This window comes from Kitasatospora sp. NPDC059973, assembly GCF_042737525.1.
In the GTDB taxonomy this organism is placed as follows: Bacteria; Actinomycetota; Actinomycetes; order Streptomycetales; family Streptomycetaceae; genus Kitasatospora.
The window spans coordinates 40,342-60,379 of the sequence record NZ_JBHWUI010000001.1 but is presented as its reverse complement, the minus strand read 5'-3'; the positions used below and the strand labels follow the sequence as shown (position 1 = coordinate 60,379).

17 protein-coding genes are annotated in these 20,038 nt (G+C 73.6%); 10 read left to right on the top strand and 7 right to left on the bottom strand.

The genetic code is table 11. The features are described from left to right. The first annotated feature begins 7 nt into the window (after positions 1-7). Together ACFWA9_RS00270 and ACFWA9_RS00265 are read left to right on the top strand one after the other, a co-directional pair. On the top strand, positions 8-211 hold the full coding sequence (locus ACFWA9_RS00270) for an MbtH family protein (protein WP_352291321.1): 204 nt from the start codon (positions 8-10) through the stop codon (positions 209-211). A 112-nt stretch (positions 212-323) separates the two neighbouring features. After that, a complete protein-coding gene (locus ACFWA9_RS00265; protein ID WP_359836805.1) occupies positions 324-836 on the top strand; it encodes a GNAT family N-acetyltransferase in 513 nt (170 codons plus the stop codon). A 124-nt stretch (positions 837-960) separates the two neighbouring features. Here the strand turns inward: ACFWA9_RS00265 and ACFWA9_RS00260 are convergent, their stop codons facing one another. From ACFWA9_RS00260 to ACFWA9_RS00245, 4 genes are read right to left on the bottom strand one after another with little or no spacing between them, the layout of a single operon-like run. Further along, positions 961-1,461, bottom strand: a complete 501-nt coding sequence (locus tag ACFWA9_RS00260) for a GNAT family N-acetyltransferase (protein ID WP_380381976.1) — start codon at positions 1,459-1,461, stop codon at positions 961-963. Beyond that, the gene (locus tag ACFWA9_RS00255) at positions 1,458-1,877 is read right to left on the bottom strand and encodes an arsenate reductase ArsC (RefSeq protein WP_352291318.1); all 420 of its coding nucleotides are present in this window, start codon (positions 1,875-1,877) and stop codon (positions 1,458-1,460) included. Before ACFWA9_RS00255 ends, ACFWA9_RS00260 begins: the two co-directional genes overlap by 4 nt. Before the next feature lie 36 nt (positions 1,878-1,913). After that, the gene (locus ACFWA9_RS00250; protein ID WP_380381974.1) at positions 1,914-2,663 is read right to left on the bottom strand and encodes an aquaporin; all 750 of its coding nucleotides are present in this window, start codon (positions 2,661-2,663) and stop codon (positions 1,914-1,916) included. Continuing rightward, positions 2,660-3,052, bottom strand: a complete 393-nt coding sequence (locus ACFWA9_RS00245; RefSeq protein ID WP_352291316.1) for a metalloregulator ArsR/SmtB family transcription factor — start codon at positions 3,050-3,052, stop codon at positions 2,660-2,662. The genes ACFWA9_RS00250 and ACFWA9_RS00245 overlap by 4 nt, the downstream gene beginning before the upstream one ends. A gap of 87 nt (positions 3,053-3,139) precedes the next feature. On the opposite strand from ACFWA9_RS00245, the gene ACFWA9_RS00240 reads away from it, so the two are divergent. From ACFWA9_RS00240 to ACFWA9_RS00205, 8 genes are all read left to right on the top strand, one after another. Continuing rightward, complete coding sequence (locus ACFWA9_RS00240) at positions 3,140-3,649, top strand: ArsI/CadI family heavy metal resistance metalloenzyme (protein WP_380381972.1); 510 nt, start codon at positions 3,140-3,142, stop codon at positions 3,647-3,649. 1,539 nt (positions 3,650-5,188) lie between these two features. Beyond that, a complete protein-coding gene (locus tag ACFWA9_RS00235; protein ID WP_380381970.1) occupies positions 5,189-6,145 on the top strand; it encodes a TauD/TfdA dioxygenase family protein in 957 nt (318 codons plus the stop codon). Between the two features lie 126 nt (positions 6,146-6,271). Next, a complete protein-coding gene (locus tag ACFWA9_RS00230) occupies positions 6,272-7,546 on the top strand; it encodes an ROK family protein (RefSeq protein ID WP_380381968.1) in 1,275 nt (424 codons plus the stop codon). Positions 7,547-7,685: 139 nt separating this feature from the next. Continuing rightward, on the top strand, positions 7,686-9,272 hold the full coding sequence (locus tag ACFWA9_RS00225) for an ABC transporter substrate-binding protein (protein WP_352291312.1): 1,587 nt from the start codon (positions 7,686-7,688) through the stop codon (positions 9,270-9,272). 3 nt (positions 9,273-9,275) lie between these two features. Then, entirely contained in the window at positions 9,276-10,220 is a 945-nt protein-coding gene (locus ACFWA9_RS00220; RefSeq protein ID WP_329491832.1) for an ABC transporter permease, read from the top strand. Positions 10,221-10,225: 5 nt separating this feature from the next. After that, the gene (locus ACFWA9_RS00215) at positions 10,226-11,083 is read left to right on the top strand and encodes an ABC transporter permease (RefSeq protein ID WP_352291310.1); all 858 of its coding nucleotides are present in this window, start codon (positions 10,226-10,228) and stop codon (positions 11,081-11,083) included. Next, a complete protein-coding gene (locus tag ACFWA9_RS00210; RefSeq protein WP_380381965.1) occupies positions 11,080-12,864 on the top strand; it encodes a dipeptide ABC transporter ATP-binding protein in 1,785 nt (594 codons plus the stop codon). Before ACFWA9_RS00215 ends, ACFWA9_RS00210 begins: the two co-directional genes overlap by 4 nt. After that, entirely contained in the window at positions 12,861-15,302 is a 2,442-nt protein-coding gene (locus ACFWA9_RS00205; protein ID WP_380381963.1) for an arylsulfatase, read from the top strand. The genes ACFWA9_RS00210 and ACFWA9_RS00205 overlap by 4 nt, the downstream gene beginning before the upstream one ends. 166 nt (positions 15,303-15,468) lie before the next feature. On the opposite strand, the gene ACFWA9_RS00200 is transcribed toward ACFWA9_RS00205, so the two are convergent. From ACFWA9_RS00200 to ACFWA9_RS00190, 3 genes are read right to left on the bottom strand one after another with little or no spacing between them, the layout of a single operon-like run. Beyond that, on the bottom strand, positions 15,469-16,080 hold the full coding sequence (locus tag ACFWA9_RS00200) for a hypothetical protein (protein WP_380381962.1): 612 nt from the start codon (positions 16,078-16,080) through the stop codon (positions 15,469-15,471). Between the two features lie 35 nt (positions 16,081-16,115). Beyond that, positions 16,116-18,041, bottom strand: a complete 1,926-nt coding sequence (locus tag ACFWA9_RS00195; protein ID WP_380381960.1) for a hypothetical protein — start codon at positions 18,039-18,041, stop codon at positions 16,116-16,118. Next, positions 18,038-18,706, bottom strand: a complete 669-nt coding sequence (locus tag ACFWA9_RS00190; protein WP_380381958.1) for a sensor domain-containing protein — start codon at positions 18,704-18,706, stop codon at positions 18,038-18,040. Before ACFWA9_RS00190 ends, ACFWA9_RS00195 begins: the two co-directional genes overlap by 4 nt. Positions 18,707-20,038 lie beyond the last annotated feature (1,332 nt).

Genomic DNA, 20,038 nt, shown 5'->3' with positions numbered 1-20,038 from the left:
ACGTGACATGGACGAGAACACCCGCTACCAGGTGCTGCGCAACGACGAGGAGCAGTACTCGCTCTGGCCGGCCGACATCGAGGTACCCGCGGGCTGGCAGAGCGTCGGCAAGGAGGGCACCGAGGCCGAGTGCATGGCCTACGTCGACGAGGTCTGGACCGACATGCGCCCGCGCAGCCTGCGCGAGCGCATGGCCGACAGCGAGTCCTGACCGGCCACCCGACCGGGGGCGCCGGCCGCACAACGCCGGCCCGGCGCCCCCGCCCCCTCCTACGTTCCCCTCCCTGCCACCGCCACGGCGCCCACCCCGATCGGAGCCCGCCATGACCCCCGCCCTGCGCACCGAGCGCCTCGACTTCATCCCCTACCGGCCCGAGGACGAGGACGCCTTCGTCGCACTGCTGCGCATCGAGGAGGTGTGCCACTGGATGGGCCAGGAACGCGCCCCCGAGTCGGAGCTGCGCGTGCTGTTCCGCGCGATCCAGACGGACGTGTACCCCAAGGACCTGTTCGACGTGTGGGGCCTGTGGCACGACGGGAGATACGCGGGCCACGCGGAGTTGAAGAAGACCGGCAACGTCGACGGCCACGAACTGATCACCGCCCTCGCCCCCGAGTTCTGGGGCCGGGGACTGGGCAGCGAGGCCGTCCGCGGCCTGCTGCGCCACGCCGCGGACCACCTCGGGCTCAAGGAGGCCTACGGGATGGTGGGCGCGGAGAACACCGCGAGTCTGGAGATGTGCCGCCGTCTGGGCTTCCGGCACCTGCGCGACGTCGTCGGCGAGGACGGCTCGGTGACGAAGCTCCTGGCCGTCTCCACGGAGGAACCGACGTGACGCCACCGTCACCCGGGACGCCGTCCACGCACCGGAGCCCGCCCGGCCGCCGAGCCCGCGGCGCCACCGCGCCGCCGAGCCGCTGCGGACACGGGGCGGCCCGGCGGAGCCGGGCGCAGGTGGATCAGGAGACGGCCGGGCTGCGGCGCTCAAGCAGGATGACGTCGCGCCAGCGTCCGTGGTGTCGGCCCAGCCGTTCGCGGGTGCCGATCACGCGGAAGCCGGCCTTGGTGTGCAGGGCGAGGCTGGCGGTGTTCTCCGGGAAGATGCCGCACTGGACGGTCCAGATGCCGGCGGCGTCGGTGGACGCGAGCAGGGCCCGGAGCAGGGCGAGGCCGAGGCCTTGGCCGCGGGCGGCAGAGTGGACGTAGACGGAGTGCTCGACCACGCCGGCGTAGGCGCATCGGTCGGAGACCGGCACGGCGGCTGCCCAGCCGAGCACCTGGCCGGTGGCATCGAGGGCGACCAGGCGATGTTCGGTGAGCTGGGAGGCGTCGAACGCCTCCCAGCCGGGGGCGGTGGTCTCGAAGGTGGCGTCGCCGCCGTCGATCCCGTGCTGGTAGATCGTCAGCACCTGACCGGCGTGCTCGGGCAGCATCGCCGTGATGGTCACGGCGGCGTTCATGCGGCGGCCTCGATGCCGAGCTCGGCGAGCAGGCCGCGGATGCGCCGCTCGATCTGATCGCGGATCGGGCGCACGGCGTCGACGCCCTGGCCTGCCGGGTCATCCAGCTTCCAGTCCAGGTACCGCGTGCCGGGGAAGTACGGGCAGGCGTCGCCGCAGCCCATGGTGATCACCACGTCGGAGGCCTGCACCGCCTCGGCGGTCAGCACCTTCGGCACCTCGGCGGAGATGTCGATGCCGACCTCCGCCAGCGCCTCGACCACGGCCGGGTTCACCGTGTCGGCAGGGGCGGATCCGGCGGAGCGGACCTCGACGCGGTCGCCGCCGAGGCGGGTGAGGAACGCGGCGGCCATCTGCGAGCGGCCGGCGTTGTGGACGCAGACGAACAGCACGGACGGGACGGCAGGAGAGCTCACGGGTTCATCCTTCGGGCAGGAACGGCGGGGCGGGGTTCAGCGGCCGGCGGCGGCCGGGTGGTGCACGTCGTACGGGACCACGACGTCGTCGGCGGCAGCCGCGACGGGGCGGCCGAACAGCACGGCGACCAGGGCGACGCCGACCACCAGGCCGACGAGCTGGGCGGCGACGAACGGCAGCACCGAGGCCGGGGCGATCCCGGCGAAGGTCTCGGTGAACGCCCGGCCGACCGTGACGGCCGGGTTGGCGAACGACGTGCTGGAGGTGAACCAGTACGCGGCGCCGATGTAGGAGGCGACCGCGACCGGGGCGAAGTGCGCCCGGCCGGCCCGGGCCAGACCGAAGATCAGCAGGATGAGGCCGGCGGTCGCCACGACCTCGCCCAGCCACAGATGCGGGGCCCAGCGGTCGTGGGTGGACCAGCGCACCAGCGGCTGCGCGAACATCGCGTCCGCCAGCACCGCCCCGCCGATCGCCCCGGCGATCTGTGCGGGCAGGTAGGCGGCGACCTCGCGCAGGCCCGGGCCCTCCCCGCCGCGGCGTCCGGTCCACCAGGCGGCCAGGGTGACAGCAGGGTTGAAGTGGGCCCCGGAGACGGGGCCGAGCAGGGCGATCAGCACGCCGAGACCGAACACGGTGGCCAGCGAGTTGGCCAGCAGCCGCACGCCCACGTCCTGGGACAGCTGGGTGGCCTGGATGCCGGAGCCGACCACGACCGCGACCAGGGCGCCGGTGCCGACGAACTCGACCGCGGCCCGGCGCCCGAGCGGAGCTACCTCGGTCATCTCGCGCCTCCTGCCGTCTGGGCGGCCGTGCCTGCCGGAGTCTGGAGCAGGGCGGACAGCTTGGCCAGCGCGGCGGGCAGCACCCAGTAGTAGACCCAGGTCCCACGCCGCTCGGAGCCGACCAGCCCGGCCTCGCGCAGCACCTTCAGGTGGTGGGAGATGGTGGGCTGGGAGACCTCGAAGGGGCCGGTCAGGTCACAGACGCAGGCCTCTCCGCCCTCGTGCGAGGCGATCAGGGACAGCAGCCGCAGCCGCACCGGGTCCGACAGGGCCTTGAACATCTTCGCCAGGTCCATGGCGGCTTCCTCGCCCAAGGGCTCGCGGACCATCGGCGAGCAGCACGCCGCCGCGTCGTCCTGGCCGAGCACCGGCAGTTCCAGATTCGACATACGTCTATGTTGACAGCCATCTATCCGGAGAGGCAAGCTCACTGTATCGACAGATGTCGAAACAAGACCTCGGATCGGGGAACCGCCATGTCCCGTGTTCAGCTCGCCCTACGCGTCGCCGACCTCGAAGGCTCCATCGCCTTCTACGCCAGACTCTTCGGCACCGAGCCGGCCAAGCGCCGCCCCGGCTACGCGAACTTCGCCATCACCGAGCCCCCGCTCAAGCTCGTCCTCATCGAGGGTGAGGCCGGCGAGGACACCCGCCTGGACCACCTCGGCGTCGAGGTCGCGTCCACCGAGCAGGTGGCCGCGGCGACCAGCCGGCTCAAGGACGCGGGCCTGGCCACCTTCGAGGAGAACGACACCTCCTGCTGCTACGCGCTCCAGGACAAGACGTGGGTGCACGGCCCCGGCAAGGAGCCGTGGGAGGTCTACGTCGTGAAGGCCGACGCGGACACCCTTGGCAAGAGCGCCGACAGTGCGCCGGAGGCTTGCTGCGGCACCACCGCCTGCTGCACCCCCGACGAACAGGCCGTCGACCCCACCCAGAGCCCGGCCGAGGCGAAGACCGCCGCAGGCTGCGCGTGCGGCGGCTGACCCGCCCCGCCCCACCTGTTCGGTGATTGATCTGCTGCGGTCATTGCGTCCGCCGACCAGGGGTCGGCGGACGCGCCGACACGCTCGCCAACCTTCCCCAGATCCTTGGACACTGCGCAGGCCGCCTGCGGGCGGGGGCGGCCCACCGGCGTTCACTTCGACCGGACCAACGCCACCCGCGCACTGGCGGGTTCCGACATCGCCCGCCCCCCGATCGACCGAGCCGTCATCGACCGCTACCTCGCCTACTCCGCCGAGAAGCGCGGACAGAACGCAGTCGGCGGGGCGCCGTCGGTGCTCGGCGATCATCTGGTCGGTGATCTGACGCAGGCAGGTCAGGGCGCGTGGGAAGCGGCGGTCGGCCGTCGTGGGGATGCGCTCCAAGAGGCGGTCTCCATCGACCTGTCCGCCGACGCCCTCCACGAGATCCGTACGGTCTCTCAGCCCCCTCCTCGCCGCCGACATCGCCGCCGTCCCAGGATCCCGCCTCGCCGTCCGCGCCGAGAACCTCGAGGCCTGCGTCTACCCGCTGTGCGCCGGCGACTGCTCCTGGGCCGTCCGGGCCCTGACCCGGTGGCCCGCGGCGATCTACGTCGCCCTCGACAGCCGCCGACGCTGCCTCTGACGCGCCAGGGTCAGGAGAGCCGCGCCACCCCTCACGTGCCAGGTCGAGCACCGGGCTTCTCCCCTCGGGAACGGGACCAGGGACAGGGACAGGGACGAAATCACGAGCACCACGACGAAGACGAAGGCGCATGCGGACACGAACCCGATCGGGCCGACGCCGCCGCGCCCGCAGGCCTGCGCGGCGGCACCGAACAGCGCCCGAGAGCGGCCGCAGCGGGCCTGCGGAGACCGTCGGAGTTTCTTCCGCTCCGAGAGCTAATAACTCCGCCAGGCCCCCCGACAAGGCCGAATGCCCTCGTGACGCACGCCCGCCATCGCTCGGACACCGGCCGCAACGGGACGCAACACCGCCGCAACTCCGCTGACCAGCAGGCAGAACGGCGATTGACAGCAGGCCTCGGCGTTCAGCACGATGAGCGCCGAGCCCACTCGCAGCACGCCGGAAGGAGGGCCGATGACCGACGTACTCGGGGTCCCGTGCCCTGCCTGTCCCCGCCCCTGCCGTGGCCACGGCCGCAGCCGCTGTTGTCGCTGAACGCCCGCTCCCGCCCGGGGCCGTGCTGAGCCCGTACCGCTGATCCGGTAGAGCCCGGCGCCGCCCCCGGGCAAGGCGCCCACCGCCCCTGCGCCCGTCGGACACCCGTCCGCCACGGCCGCTTACCCGGCGCCGCCCGCACTCCCTGCACGGCACCGCACGGCACCGCGCTACACCTGCGTGCGTCGCGCCGCCCTGTGCCACCCCTCCCTGTGCCGCCCCTCCCTGCGCCGCGTTCCGTATCCGGTCCGCGCCACGCCGGCAGGTCCTGCCGCACGCCCGCCCTGCCCCACACCGGCGCGGCCGGCCGGCATCTCCTTGCCGGTTCGTTCCTTCGCCGTCCCGTCCCCCCTCCCCGCGAAAGCCGAGGTTCCGCCATGACCACCGCCCTCACCGAGCTCCGCATCACCCCGGCCGCCGGCCGGATCGGCGCGATCGTGCACGACGTCCGGCTCGGCGGCGACCTGCCCGCCGAGACCGTCGCTGCCGTCGAGGCCGCGCTGTACGAGCACAAGGTGCTGTTCTTCCGCGGCCAGAACCACCTGGACGACGCCGAACACGAGGCGTTCGCCCGACGGTTGGGCCAGCCGGTCGGCCACCCGACGGTGCCCAGCGCGGACGGCCGGTACATCTTCGAGCTGGACGCCACCAAGGGGGTGCGCGCCAACAACTGGCACACCGACGTCACCTTCGTCCCGTCCTACCCGAAGGCGTCGATCCTCCGCTCGCTGGAACTCCCGCCGGCCGGCGGCTCCACCGTCTGGGCCAACACCGTCGCCGCCTACCAGGACCTGCCGGAGCCGCTGAAGGTGCTGGCGGAGAGCCTGCGGGCGGTTCACACCAACGACTACGACTACGCGGCGAGCCTGGCCCTGCGGCCCGAGCTGGCCGACAACGCGGAGATCGCCAAGCTGTTCCGCCAGGTGTTCGTCTCGACCGCGTTCAAGACCGAGCACCCGCTGGTCCGCGTCCACCCGGTGACCGGCGAGAAGACGCTGCTGCTCGGCGCGTTCGCGCAGCGCATCGTGGGCGTGTCGGGGGCCGACAGCCGCGCCCTGATCGACCTCTTCCAGCGGTACGTCGAGCGCCTGGAGAACACCGTGCGCTGGGAGTGGCAGGTCGGCGACGTGGCGGTCTGGGACAACCGCGCCACCCAGCACTACGCCGTCAACGACTACGGCGACGAGCCGCGCCTGGTCCGCCGGATCACCCTGGACGGCGACCTGCCGGTGGGCGTGGACGGCACCCCGAGCCGTCTGCTGGAGCCGACCGAGCCGCCCAAGGTGGCCGGTCTCGTCCCCGCCGAGGAGCTGGAGGCCTCCCTCCCGGCGTGAGCCGACCGGCCCGGGCCCGGGCCGTCCCCCGGGCCCGGGCCGTCCCCCGGGCCCGGGCCACCACCCGCGGGCCGGCGCCCCGCAACCCCGCAGACCCGCAGCCCCGCAGCCCGAAAGGCACCCGCGATGTCCGACACGCTCCCGCACCCCGCCCTCCGCCCCGCGGACGACCGCCGGGCCGGCGACGACCGCCGCATCGGGGACGACCGGCGGGATGTCAACGCCGCCACCGTGCTGCGGACCGTGCTCGACCGCGGGCCGATCGCCCGCAGCCGGGTCGCCGCACTCACCGGGCTGAGCGCCTCCGCGGTGTCCCGGCAGGTGGTGGACCTCACCCGGATCGGACTGCTCTGCGAGCGGCCCGAGTTGACCGGCGGCGGGGCGGGCACGGTCGGGCGGCCGCAGCTGCCGGTGGACGTCGACACCGGCCGACTGGCGGTGGCGGGGCTGCACATCGGGGTGCCTTACACCACCTTCTCCCTGCTGGACCTGCGCGGAAACGTGCTTTACCGGCAGGAGTTGAGCAACCGCGGCCGTACCGGGCACGCCGTGCTGGGGCCACTGCTGGAGCGGCTGCCCCGGCTGCTCGCCCAGGTGCCGGGCGGCCGGACGGTGGTCGGGCTGGGCGCCGTCACCGGTGGCACGGTCGATCCGGACCGCGGCATGACGATCCGTCATGATCCGCTCCAATGGAAGGACATGCCGCTCGGCGAGCTGCTCTCCCGGGCCTCCGGACTGCCGGTGCGGGTGGACAACCACGCCCGGGCGCTCACCCAGGCGGAGATCCTCTTCGGGCACCCGGCCGCCCGCCGCTCCATGGTGCACCTCTTCGTCGGGCACGTGGTGGACGCGGCGCTCGCGGTGGCCGGCGTGGTGCACCTGGGCCCCGCCTCGGCCACCGGCGACGTCGCCCACCTGCCGGTGCCGGGCGACGACACGCTCTGCCACTGCGGCCGGACCGGCTGTCTGGCGGCCGCCGCCTCGGACACCACGCTCTTCGAGGCGGCGGCCGCGGACGGGATCACGTCCCGGCCCGACCGGGCCGAGCTGATCGCCGCCGTGCAGGCCGGGGACCGGCGGGCCGACCTCCTGGTCCGCCGCCGGGCCGCGATCGTCGGCCGGGCCCTCGCCCTGCTGGCGGACGTGGTCAACCCCGACCTGCTGGTGCTCACCGAGACCTTCGCGGTACTCGATCCGCTCTACCTGGACGTGGTCCGGGCCGAGTTCGCGCTCCGCTCGCACCTGCACCGGGACGCGGACCTGCTGATCGCCCAGCGGCGCGGGGCCGACGTGCTCGCCGTGGCGGCCGGCGCCGCCGTCCTGGGCGTGCTGTACGCCCGGCCGCTCCAGGCGACGGCGTCCGCCCCGGCGCCGCCCGCCGGCCCCGGCCGGCTGCTCTGACCGGACGACCCCACCACCCCACGACCCGACACCCCCCGCCCCGCACCCCAGCCCCACCCCCTCCCACTCGCTCGCCGCCCAGCACCCCAGCCCCACCCCTCCCACTCGCCCGCCCGACCACCCCGTCGAAGGACCCGTTATGACCGCGTTCACCACTTCCTCCGCCCCCGGCGTCTCCCGCCGGGCCCTGCTCCGCGGAGGCCTCGCCGGCGCCGGCCTGCTGACGCTGGCGGCCTGCCGTTCGGCCGCGGACACCGCCACCTCCGCCGCGAGCGGATCGGCGGCCCCGCGCCGGGGCGGCGTCCTCACGGTGGGTGCCGGTGTCGACTTCACCCCGAGCCTGCTCTTCGCCCAGAGCGCCAACACCCTCGTCCAGCGCCTGGTCTTCAACACCCTGACCAGGTACGACGACCGGCTCCAGCCGCAGCCCGAGCTGGCCACCTCCTGGCAGGTGGCGGCGGACGGTACCGGGGTCACGCTGAAGCTGCGCGAGGACGTGCTCTTCCACAGCGGCCGCAAGTTCACCGCGGACGACGTGGTGTTCGCCGTCAAGAACCTCCAGAACCCGGCCCGGTCGGCCCAGTTGCGGTCCACCGCCGCGGCCGTCACGGACTTCCGGAAGAACGGCGACTTCGAGCTGACCCTCGTCCTCGCCCACCCGGTGAGCAACCTCTTCGACCTCTTCGAGTTCATGATCATCCCGGATTCGGCCAGCGTCGAGGAGGCCGTCGCCGGCACCAAACTGATCGGCACCGGCCCGTTCACGCTCACCGACCGCAAGCCCGGCAGCTCCATCACCTTCGCCCGCAACGAGAAGTACTGGAACCCCGGCCGCCCCTACCTGGACGGCGTCGAGATCCGGATCGTCCCGCAGGCGGAGTCCCTGCTGTCCTCGCTCAGGACCGGCCAGACCCAGCTGTCCTACTCCGTGCGCGGCAAGGACGTGGCCACCCTCAAGGACGACCCGCAGTTCCACATCAAGCAGTACGACACCGGCGCCGGCGCCTACTACATCGGCGCCAACCTCACCGGCGAGCACGTGGGCGACAAGCGCGTCCGGCAGGCCATCGCCTGGGCGGTGGACCGCGAGCGGCTCGTCCAGCAGGCCCTCGGCGGGTACGGCACCGTCTCCTCCGCCCCCTGGCCCAAGTCCTCGCCCGCTTACAGCGAGGCCAACGCCACCCGCTACAGCCACAACCCGGACAAGGCGCGGGCGCTGCTCAAGGAGGCGGGCCTCGACAGCATCACCCTGCCGTTCGCGCACTCCAACGAGCCCGGCTCCACCGCCGTCGCCCAGATCCTGCAGTACGACCTCAAGCAGGTCGGCATCGAGACGGTGCTCCAGCCCACCGATTCCCCCACCATGCAGAAGCAGCTCATCTCCCAGACCATGCCCGCCCTCTGGACGCTCAGCCACGGCTTCGCCCAGCTGCACCCGGCCACCCTGGCGGTCAGCGCCTACCCGTTCAACGAGGCGAAGAACAGCTCGCGCTTCAGCTCGCCCGCCTACACGGACGTCGTCCAGAAGGCCTGGAACCGGCCGGACAGCGACGGCGCCGAGGCCAAGGCGCTCTACCAGCAGATCACCGACGTGCTGCTGGACGAGGAGTTCGTCATCGACCTCGCCATCGCCGGCCTGGTCGAGGTCGCCGGCGGCAAGGCCCGCGGCGCCGACCTCAACAAGTTCGGCTACCTCAACCTCGACGACGCCTACCTGACGGCCTGACCGATGCGCACCTTCCTCGTCAAACGGCTGCCCTCGGGGCTGCTCGTCCTCGTCCTCGCCTCCTTCCTGGTCTTCCTCATCCTCCGGCTGATCCCCGGCGACCCGGCCACCTCGCTGGCCGGACCCGACGCCGGCCCGGAGGCCGTCGCCGCCGTCCGCGGCCGGCTCGGCCTCGACCGACCGCTGCTCACCCAGTACGTCAGCTGGCTCGGCCACCTCGTCACCGGGGATCTCGGGCCCAGCTACGCGATCGGCGGGCAGGTCGCCGACCTGATCGGCAACGGCCTCGGCGCCACCGTCCAACTCACCCTCGGCGCCCTGCTGCTGGTGATCCTGATCGCCCTCCCGCTGGGGGTGCTCGGCGCGACCACCCGGCGCCGGCCGGTCGCCGCCGCCGTCCGCGCCTTCACCACCGCCGTCCTCGCCGTGCCCCCGTTCGTCACCGGCGTCCTGCTGGTGCTGCTCTTCGCGGTCACCCTCGGGCTGCTGCCGGCCGGCGGCCACGAGTCGCTGCTCGACCAGCCCGACCTCGCCGTCCAGTACCTGCTGATGCCGGCCGTCTGCCTGGCCCTGCCGAGCGCCGCCGTGCTCGCCCGCTACCTCAAGGACGGCATGGAGCGCGCACTCGCCGAGGACTACGTCCGCACCGCCACCGCGCTCGGCGTCTCCCGCCGGCGGATCGTCTGGCAGCACGCCCTGCCCAACGCGCTGCCGCCCGCGATCACCGTGCTCGGCCTGCAGATCGGCCAACTCATCGCCGGCGCCGTCCTGGTGGAGCGGATCTTCGCCTGGCCCGGCCTCGGCCAGCTGATCGAACAGGGCGTGATCCGCCGCGACTACCCCGTCGTGCAGGACCTCCTGCTGCTGATCGTCGCCGTCTACGTCACCGTCCAGCTGCTCACCGACCTGGTGTACGCGTGGCTGGACCCCCGGATCCGGTGGGAGTGAAACCGATGACCGTCCTCACGGCCGACCGGCCGAAGTCCCCCGGCGCCCGCCGCCACAACCGCTACCTGGCCGGGCTGCTGACCGGCCGCGGCCTCACCGGCCTGGCCCTGGTCGGCGTGATCGCCCTGGCCGCCCTCGCCGCGCCGCTGCTCACCGACCTCGACCCGAACGCCCAGAGCGCGCTGGCCCTGGCCGGGCCGAGCGCCGCCCACCCCTTCGGCACCGACGACCTGGGCCGCGACCTCTTCAGCCGGGTGCTGCACGGCACCGGCACCGACCTCGCGATCACCTTCGCCGCGGTGCCGGTCGGCGCCCTGCTGGGCTGCTCCTTCGCCCTGCTCGCCGCCTCGTCCCGGGTGGCCGACCTCGCCGTCCAGCGCGTCTTCGACCTGCTGCTCGCCTTCCCCGGGATCATCCTGGCCCTGGCCGTCACGGCCGTCCTCGGCCCCGGCCGCTGGCCGGTCCTGATCGTCATCGCGCTCGCCGAGATCCCGGGCTTCGGCCGCCAGTTGCGGGCCGGCATCCTCGTCCAGCGGGAGCGGGAGTACGCCCTGGCAGCCCGGGTCGGCGGAGCCTCCCGGCTCCGGGTGCTGCTGCGCCACGTCGTCCCCAACGCGGCCGACCCGCTGATCGTGCAGACCGCCGTCGCGCTCTCCATCGGCGTCTTCATCGAGGGCGCGATGAGCTTCCTCGGCCTCGGCGTCCGGCCGCCGGAGCCCACCCTCGGCTCGATCCTCAGCCAGTCCGTCGCCTACCTCTCCACCCAGCCCACGTTCGCGGCCGCCCCGCTGGCCGCCACCACCGCCCTGGTCCTCGGCTTCACCCTGATCGCCGAGGCGCTGAACAAGGGAGTGCGCCGATGAGCCGCCCGGCGAGCCGCCCGGAGCACGGCCCCGACAGCCGCCCGGCGAGCCGCCCGGAGCACGGCCCCGACAGTCGCCCGGAGAGCGGTCCCGAGAGGGGCCCGGTGCTCCGGGTCCGCGACCTCACCGTCGCGTTCGGCGGGGCGGGGGAGGGAGCCGGAGCCGCCACCGGCCGGGGGGTCGGCGCCGTCCCCGAGGTCCGCGCCGTCCCCGAGGTCCGCGCCGTCGACGGGGTCGGCTTCGAGCTGGCGGCCGGCGACACGCTCGGGCTGGTCGGCGAGTCCGGTTCCGGCAAGTCGACCACCGCGCTGGCCCTGCTGCGGATGCTGCCGCCGGGCGGCCGGATCACCGGTGGTTCGGTCGAGCTCGACGGCCAGGACCTCGCCGCGCTGCCCGAGCCGGCCCTGCGCCAGCTGCGCGGACGGCGGATCGCGATGATCTTCCAGGATCCGATGTCCTCGCTGAACCCGGTGCTCACCGTGGGCAAGCAGCTGGACGAGGCCCTGCGGGCGCACGGCACGGCGGACCGCACCGCGCGGGCCGCCCGGGCGGTCGAGCTGCTCGGCCTGGTCGGCATCCCCGACGCCGCCGGCCGGCTGCGCGACCACCCGCACCAGTTCTCCGGCGGCCAGCGCCAGCGGATCATGATCGCGCTCGCCCTCGCCCACGACGCCGAGGTGCTCGTCGCCGACGAACCGACCACCGCACTCGACCCGACCGTCCAGCAGCAGATCCTCCGGCTGCTGGCCCGGATCAACCGGGAGACCGGCACCGCCCTCGTGGTGATCAGCCACGACCTCGGCGTGATCGCCCGGACGTGCCGCCGGATCCTGGTGATGCGGGAAGGCCGGGTGGTCGAGCAGGGCCGGACGGCCGAGGTGCTCGCGGCGCCCCGGCACCCGTACACCAAGGAGCTGCTGGCCGCCGTGCCACGGCTGGACGCCCCCTCCGAGGCCGCCGCCAACAGCACCCCGGGCCCCGAACCGCTGCTCACCGTCAGCGGGGTGGGCAAGACGTACGGGCCGCGCCGACGGGCCGTCACCGCGCTGGACGGCGTCGACCTCGTCCTTCACCCCGGCGAGACGCTCGGGCTGGTGGGCGAGTCCGGCTCCGGCAAGTCGACGCTGGCCCGCGCGCTGGTCCAGGTGCACGCACCCTCGGCCGGCACCATCCGGTTCCGCGGCGAGGAGTTCGGCCGCGGCGGCGGTGCCGCCGCCCGCCGCGAGGTGCAGATGGTCTTCCAGGACCCGTACGCCTCGCTCAACCCCCGGATGACGGCCGGGCAGATCATCGCCGAACCGCTGATCGCCCACGGGCTCGGCGACCGGGCGACCCGGGAGAAGCGGGTCGCCGAACTGCTCCGGCAGGTCGGGCTGGATCCGGCCACGGCCGACCGGCACCCGCGCGCCTTCTCCGGCGGACAGCGCCAGCGGATCGGCATCGCCCGGGCGCTGGCGCCCGAGCCGAGCGTGCTGATCTGCGACGAGCCGGTCTCCGCGCTGGACGTCTCGGTGCAGGCGCAGGTGATCGAGCTGCTCGCCCGGCTCCAGCGCGACCTCGGGCTCGCCATCCTCTTCATCGCCCACGACCTCGCGGTGGTCCGGCAGGTCAGCCACCGGATCGCGGTGATGCACCGCGGCCGGATCGTCGAGACCGGCCCGGCCGACCGCGTCGTCACCGCCCCCGAACACCCGTACACCGCCGAACTCCTGGCCGCCGTCCCCCGGCTGGAGTCCGCCCCGCAGCTCGCCCCGCACCTCACCACCCGGAGCCCCGTATGACCAGCACCCCGGACCCGCACCGCCCCGCCGCGGACGCCCGCCCCGCCGCGGACGCCCGCCCCGCCGCGGACGCCCGCCTCGCCGAGGACGGCGCCGGCACCGCCCCCGGCACCGCCGCCGACCCGCACCGCCGCGACCCCTACGCCGGGTTCCCCGGCACCGTCGGCCGCACCTTCGGCGCCTCCACCCCCGCCTGGCCGGAGCCGGTCCGCCCGCGCGAGGGCGCGCCCAACATCGTCGTCGTCCTGATCGACGACATGGGGTACAGCGACATCGGCCCGTTCGGCTCCGAGATCCCCACGCCCACCCTGGACCGGCTCGCGGCGACCGGCGTCAAGCTGGCCAACTACCACACCATGCCGCTCTGCTCTCCCGCCCGCGCCGCCCTCCTCACCGGCCTCAACCCGCACCGGGTCGGCTACTCCTTCGTCGCCAACGCCGACCCCGGGTTCCCCGGCTACGGCATGGAGGTCGCCGGGGACATCCCCACCCTCGCCGAGCTGCTGCACGACCGGGGCTACGCCACCTACGCCGTCGGCAAGTGGCACCTCACCCGGGACTCCGCCTCCAACGCGGCCGACAACCGCGCCAACTGGCCGCTGCAGAAAGGCTTCGACCAGTACTACGGCGTGCTGGAGGGCCTCACCAGCCTGTTCCACCCACACCAACTCGTCCGCGACAACAGCCCGCTGGACATCGACGAGTTCCCCGAGGGCTACTACTACACCGACGACATCACCGACCAGGCGATCGCCATGGTGAAGTCCCTGCGGGCGCACGACGCCGAGAAGCCGTTCCTGCTCTACCTGGCGCACAACGCGGTGCACGGCCCGCTCCAGGCCAAGCCGGCCGACCTCGCCCGGCACAAGGGCCGGTACGACGCCGGCTGGGACGAGCTGCGCGCCGCCCGGTTCGCCCGCCAGCTCGCCGCCGGTCACTTCCCGCCCGGCACCGAGCTGCCCGAGCGCAACGGCGAAGCCGGTCACGACGTCGGCCCGTGGGACGAACTCACCGACGTCCAGAAGAAGGTGTACGCCCGCTACATGGAGGTGTACGCCGCCATGGTCGACAATGTCGACCAGAACCTCGGCCGGCTCACCGACACCCTCGCCGCGCTCGGTGAACTCGACAACACCATCATCGTGTTCACCTCCGACAACGGCGGCACCGGCGAGGGCGGCGCGGAGGGCACCCGCAGCTACTTCAGCCGCTTCGTCCACCACCCCAACCTGCCCGAGGACTGGAACCCCGACGTGGAGCGGGAGATCGAGCTGATCGGCGGCCCGCAGTCCCTCGTCCACTACCCGCGCGGCTGGGGCATGGCCTCCAACACGCCGTTCCGCTTCTACAAGGGCCAGACCTACGCGGGCGGCGTCCGGGTGCCGTTCGTGCTCTCCTGGCCGGCCGGGCTGCCCCGCGCCGAAGCCGACGGCGGGGTCCGCGAGCAGTACCAGTACGTCACCGACATCCTGCCCACCCTGCTCGAACTCGCCGGTGTCGAAAGGCCGTCGGAGCGCGGCGGGCAACCGGTGCAGTCGCTCGACGGCATCAGCTTCGCCCCCGTGCTGCGCACGCCCGGCGCGCCGTCCACCCACCCCGAGCAGTACTGCGAGATGACCGGCAACCGCAGCTACTACCGCGACGGCTGGAAGCTGGTCACCCTGCACCGGTTCGGCGCGCCGTACGACGACAGCGAGTGGGCCCTGCACGACCTGCGCACCGACCCGACCGAGATCCACGACGTCGCCGCCGACCACCCGGAACTGGTCAAGGAGTTGGCCGCCGCCTGGGAGGCCGCCGCCTGGCGCAACGGCGTGTTCCCGCTGGCCGACGGCAGCGGCGCCCTCGCCCTGCGCGGACCCGAGGCCGACCGCCTCCGCCGGCCGGTCACCCTGCTGGCCGGCACCCCCGAGCTGGAGCGCTACCGCTCCTCCCGCCTGATCTCCTTCCGCTCCTTCGCCGTCGAGGTCGAGCTGACCGCCCACGGCGCGGACGACCGGGGCGTCCTGGTCTCGCACGGCGACCAGGGCGGCGGCTACAGCCTCTACGTCGAGGACGGCCGGCTGCACTTCGCCTACAACCAGTACGGCGAGCTCTTCGAGGCCGACGGCGGCCCGCTCGCGCCGGGCGCCCGCCGGATCACCCTGGAGGCCACGGCCGTGGCCGACCTCAAGTGGGAGTTCCGCATCCTGGTGGACGGCGCGGAGGGCGGCCGGCTCGGCCCGGTGCACCAACTGATCGGCATGGCACCGTTCCAGGGCATCAGCGTCGGGATCGACCGTAAGTCCCCGGTCTCCTGGCCGGTGCACGAACGGCACCGCTCCTTCCGCTACACCGGCGGGCTGCACGCCGTCACCTACCTGCCCGGTGAGCCGGCGCCGTACGACCCGGAGACGGTCGTCCGGGCGCTGCGGGAGGCGGCGGCCGCGTTCGAGTAGACCGCCCGGGCCGGGCGGTAGGGGCGGGCCCGCCCCCACCGCCCGGCCCGGCCGGCCTCAGCGACTGAAGAACGGCCAACGCCTCCATTCCCGGGGCGGGCGCGCAGGGCCCTGAGGTCCCTGTGCGGACGCCGCCCCGAGCGGGTGGTCCACCACCTGCGCGGGTTCACGCTCGAAGGTTCTTCGACCAGTCTCCCCGGGAGCGGTAGGCACGGCCGTCACCGATCTGCTTCATCCCACCGGGGAGGACGTCCCCGTGGTACGGGTACTGTTCCGTCACCGCCGCCAGCAGGAACTCGAGGAATCCGCCCTCGAAGAGATCCCACTCCCGCATCGAGTCGAACTTGGCGGCGACCGGCCACCGGTCCGGGTCGGGGCCCCGCATCAGCCAGAAGAAGTGGTCGGAGTTCCAGTTGTTCCCCCACTTCAAGAGGCCGCCCTCGGCCGGGAACAACGGATACGGGCACTCCTCGTAGTCCCCGTCCCGGTAGGCCTGGGCCAGCCAGGCACAGTACCCGTAGGGGTTCGTCGTGCCGTACCGGAATCCGGCGAAGCCGGGCGGCTCCCCGATCTTGGGACTGGGCGCTGCCGATGGTGTGTAGATATGGAGTTCGTCGCTGATGCTGACCATCCCGTACCGGTCGGCGAACGCCCGGTAGTCCGCCGGCAGCTGGAACCCGAGCACCTCCGGCCCCAACTCCCACGGGACGGGGACCACCCCGTCCAGAGGCGGCCCGATCACCGAGCCGAGCCGCTCCAGCATCTTCTCGATGCTCACGTCCACTCCCATCAGTCGTCCGTTCTCGCCCGGGGCTAGTTGCCCAGGGATACCAGGCCGTTCGGCCCGTACGTGCGGTTGTCCACGAATGTCCGGGCGGAGTCCGTGGTCGCCCCGGTGGCGGCGTCCCAGGCGTGGAGCGACATCGCCCACCCGTTCGGAACGGTGCTGCTGAGGCTGCTGTACTGCGGAAACACGTTGTACAGCACAGGGCCGCGGCCCATGACCTTCTCGGCTCTGGTCTCGAAGGTCCGCATGCTGTTGGTGATCGTGCCGCCGGTTCGCTGGTTGGTGTTGGCCCCCCGCTGGAAGCACGGCGTCAGGTTCCGCTCGTCCGCCGTTCCGCCGGCCATGCGCGGTACGGAGTGGCAGCGAGCGATGTCGGAATCCGAAGTGAACCCCAGGGTGGCCGCCCGCGCCTTGGCATCGGTCCAGCCCCGGATGTCGCCGGCCGCGGCCTGCCCCCTGCTGGAGCCGGGCGTGCCTTCGAGACAGGCATTGACGCCCTGGTTGCGGTTCTGACCGTCCGACGGCAGGTAGCTGACCCACCCGCCGCCGTTCAGGGGTACCGCCCCCGTCGGCTCCAGATCCTTGCAGGTGGGAACGCGCCGGTCGGCGTTCTCCTCGGAGCCGGGGTTGCTGGGCACCGGAGCGGGCTCCGGGGAGGCGGGTACTTCCTGAACCGTCGTGATCCCGTCGAGGGGGAGCGTTTCACCGTCGCGGTACGCGACGACCCCGCCGGATTCGAAGACCTCCGGGGCCAGCACGGGAGCCGGGGCGGGAGCTGGAGCTGGAGCCGGAGCCGGGGCGGGAGCTGGAGCCGGAGCCGGGGCCGGGGGTGCGGTAGCGGTGGGGGCCGGGCCCGGGGATGCGGTGGTGGCCGGTGCCGGTGCCGGTGCCGGTGCTGGAGCCGGGGATGCGGTAGTGGTGGGCGCCTGGACCCGTAGTGCCGTGTAGTGCCCGTTGGGCTTGCGGGCCAACCCGTCGTAGGGGACGGCAGGGCTCGTGAGCATGGCCGCCTGCGCGGCCGGCAGCCGCCGGACGGCTTCGGGCGTCAGGTACGCCGTCCCCGGCCGCGTGTCGACGGTCGTACCGCTCTGCTGCCCGTACTGCTTCATGGCGGAGGTCTGCGGCTGCCGGTAGGGGCTGTCTGCCGTGTCGGCTTCCCGGCCCCGGGCCTCGTGGTCGCGCTCCGGCGGCGCGGGAGCGTCGCCGCCCTGATCCATCGTCACCGCCGGATCGGGCGGGGTCCGGGCCAGGCTCTGGAGGACCTCGGCCATCTCCTGGAGCAGCTGCTGGGTCTGGACCTGGAGCTGCTGGGACCTGGCCCTTGCCGTGGAGGACTTCTCCGCATTGGTCCTGGAAGCGGCGTTGAGCTGGGATTTCCGTGAGTTGAGCTGCGCCTCCTGCTGCCTGACCGCGTCCTCCTCGCCCTGGAGCTTGGCCTCCTCGGCCTTGACCTGGCTCTGTTCGGTCTGCAGCTGGGCCGCTTCGGCGTTGTAGCGGCCGACCGCGGCGGCCTGATCCGCGGGAGGCTTGGCCGCGTTGTGGGCGTCGATCTTGCCGCTCAGCGCCCTCGCGCGCGTGTTGTGGGCGTCGATCTCGCTGTTCACCGCGGCGGCCCTGGCGGACAGCGCGGTGTCGGCGCTCTCCACCTCCGCGGCTTCCTTGGTGATCCGTTCGGCCTCGGCGATCACCTCCCTGACCATCTGCTCGATTTCGGCCTCCGTCCGCTTCTGCGCCTCGACCTTCTGGGCGAGCGCCGGGGCGACGGCCGCGACGTCCCTGGGCTGGGCCAGGGCGGCCACGGTGTCGGGCGGGGCCATGACCGGCGTGTCGGCCGCAGCCCTCGTCACTGCCGCCGTGCCGACGAGCGGCAGCAGGAGCGCCAGCACCAGGGCGACGGCACGCCCCACAGCCCGCCGGGGGCGGCCGGCCGGCCCGAGCGGGGTCGCGGTCATCCGGTCACCTGCTTGGTGAGCTCGTCGGCCACCTTCCAACTGGTCGCCTCGCCGTCACCCGCCTGGCACACGGAGACCTGCACCAGGCTCGTGCCCTTCACCCACGCCTGGTGAGAGCAGGCCCAGCCCGCGCTACCCTCCTGCGCCGCGGTCCACGCCACCGCGACCTCAGTGCTGGGGCGCGCCGTGTAGACCCACTTCGAGCTGCGGCCGGCCTGACCGGCGACCGTGGCCGACGGGCACTTGGCCAGGCCCTCGGTGAGCGTCCGGAAAGCGGCGCCGGCCTTCTCGGCCTCCGGGAAGACGCCGAACACCTGGTTCACGGTGTAGCCGCCGGTGCCCGCGGCGTCCTGGTAGGTCGCCGACAGGAACGCCTTCCACGCCTGCCCGTAGACCGCCTCTGTCGTCGGCCCCGCCGCGACGGCGCACTCCGGCGGCGCCACGTCGAGCGGCGCGTGGGGCCGGTCCGACTGCGGGCCGGCGACCACCGTCGTCCCGGCCAGCCGGCTGACGCTGTCAGCGCCGAGGAGCTGCGCCTGGACCGTCCCCGCGGCCACGTGCGGCGCACGTCCCGCGGGCTGTTGAGGCCACACCCACCACCCGATACCGGCCAGCACCAGGCAGGGGAGGAGAGCGGCCACGAGCAGCGGCCAGTGGCGCAGCACCTTGGCTCCCCGCCGCGTCGCCCGCACCCCGGGCGGTACCGCCGCCTCCGACGAAGGCTCCGCCCCCCGCCCCGCGACCGGTCGCGCGGCAGCCGACGCGGGTTGCGGTGTGCCTCGGCCCGGCGGTCGCGCCGGCGGCGCGAGGGCGGACGGTGCCGCGGCAGACGACGCGGCGGACGCTGACCCGACCGGGGCTGATGGCGGGCGGCCGCTGTCGCCGGGCCGGGGCGCCACCGCGTGCGGCGTCTGCTGCCAGGCGGGCGGTGTCGGCGTGGCTGGGTCCTGGTTCCCGTAGTGGTCCGGCATGGCGTCCTTTTCGTCACGGGGTTCGGGTCGGTGCTGTTCATCGGTGGCACGGGACGGGGAGGAGGAACACCGCGACCATCACGGCGGTGGAGGTCGGGCCGGATGCCCGGTACGGCCGGCCGGAGCTCGGCCGCGGTCATCGGCTCCGCCCGCGGTTGCTGGCACAGCGACGCCACCTTGTCCGCCCAGCTGTCGCCGGTACGTTGTGAGCCCGACTCGTCGGCCACCACGCCGGCCGGCAGCCGGAGACCCCTTCGCCTCCGCCGTCGGACCCCCTCCCTCACGTACGCGCACGGGCGTCACGAACGGGGCAGCCCGGGTCGGCCGCGCGCGGGGAGGCCGGGGCCGCCGAACCTGCCATCCGCTGTCGATGCTGACGCGTCGCCGGACAACCGCACAGGTCAAAGCACCGGCCACGTATGGCCGGTGGTCAGGGGGAGGTCGCTACGGCCGCTTCCTCGCGGATGCGCGGGCCTGAACGGCGGACACACCCGGAGAATCGCTGCCGCGCCACCACCGGCACCCTTCTCGCGTGGCGAGGGAGCGCGACGGATCGTCCGGCCCTGCTGCTGGTGCCGGACGCCGGTGACGCCGGTCGGGTGCCGTTGCGCGGCGGGCTGTTGCGGACCCCCATCGGCGTCCCGCGATGACGCCGGCACGGATGCTGAGGTGCGCGCCGAAGGCACCAGCCGCGGTGCTCGGGGGAGTTCGGAGGCGTTCGGAGGCGCCCCGGACGATCGAGCGTCCGCGCCGCTGCGTTCTGTCCGGGCTGCACGGCAAGGAGCACCTGATGGTGCCGGCAGCGGCGACCGCCCCTCAGGCCGCCGGACCCGGTATCAGGGTTGCCTCGACGGCTCCGGCTGGCGGGTCGTGATCTTCACGCGGCCATAGATGACGAGTCCGATCGGTCGACGTTCGCCACGGTCAAGCTCCGCACCATGGTCCCCCTGGCGGGCCGGCAACCCGACCGCGGCCCTCCCGACGGTGTTCAAGCTCGTCGAGTCCGCACCGGTCGATGGCGCGCAA

What these genes read in the sequence shown, in the direction of transcription:
- ACFWA9_RS00270 (WP_352291321.1), top strand. Translation starts at nt 8, where the DNA reads ATGGACGAGAACACCCGCTACCAGGTGCTGCGCAACGACGAGGAGCAG.
- ACFWA9_RS00265 (WP_359836805.1), top strand. Translation starts at nt 324, where the DNA reads ATGACCCCCGCCCTGCGCACCGAGCGCCTCGACTTCATCCCCTACCGG.
- ACFWA9_RS00260 (WP_380381976.1), bottom strand. Translation starts at nt 1,461, where the DNA reads ATGAACGCCGCCGTGACCATCACGGCGATGCTGCCCGAGCACGCCGGT.
- ACFWA9_RS00250 (WP_380381974.1), bottom strand. Translation starts at nt 2,663, where the DNA reads ATGACCGAGGTAGCTCCGCTCGGGCGCCGGGCCGCGGTCGAGTTCGTC.
- ACFWA9_RS00245 (WP_352291316.1), bottom strand. Translation starts at nt 3,052, where the DNA reads ATGTCGAATCTGGAACTGCCGGTGCTCGGCCAGGACGACGCGGCGGCG.
- ACFWA9_RS00240 (WP_380381972.1), top strand. Translation starts at nt 3,140, where the DNA reads ATGTCCCGTGTTCAGCTCGCCCTACGCGTCGCCGACCTCGAAGGCTCC.
- ACFWA9_RS00235 (WP_380381970.1), top strand. Translation starts at nt 5,189, where the DNA reads ATGACCACCGCCCTCACCGAGCTCCGCATCACCCCGGCCGCCGGCCGG.
- ACFWA9_RS00230 (WP_380381968.1), top strand. Translation starts at nt 6,272, where the DNA reads ATGTCCGACACGCTCCCGCACCCCGCCCTCCGCCCCGCGGACGACCGC.
- ACFWA9_RS00225 (WP_352291312.1), top strand. Translation starts at nt 7,686, where the DNA reads ATGACCGCGTTCACCACTTCCTCCGCCCCCGGCGTCTCCCGCCGGGCC.
- ACFWA9_RS00220 (WP_329491832.1), top strand. Translation starts at nt 9,276, where the DNA reads ATGCGCACCTTCCTCGTCAAACGGCTGCCCTCGGGGCTGCTCGTCCTC.
- ACFWA9_RS00215 (WP_352291310.1), top strand. Translation starts at nt 10,226, where the DNA reads ATGACCGTCCTCACGGCCGACCGGCCGAAGTCCCCCGGCGCCCGCCGC.
- ACFWA9_RS00210 (WP_380381965.1), top strand. Translation starts at nt 11,080, where the DNA reads ATGAGCCGCCCGGCGAGCCGCCCGGAGCACGGCCCCGACAGCCGCCCG.
- ACFWA9_RS00205 (WP_380381963.1), top strand. Translation starts at nt 12,861, where the DNA reads ATGACCAGCACCCCGGACCCGCACCGCCCCGCCGCGGACGCCCGCCCC.
- ACFWA9_RS00195 (WP_380381960.1), bottom strand. Translation starts at nt 18,041, where the DNA reads ATGACCGCGACCCCGCTCGGGCCGGCCGGCCGCCCCCGGCGGGCTGTG.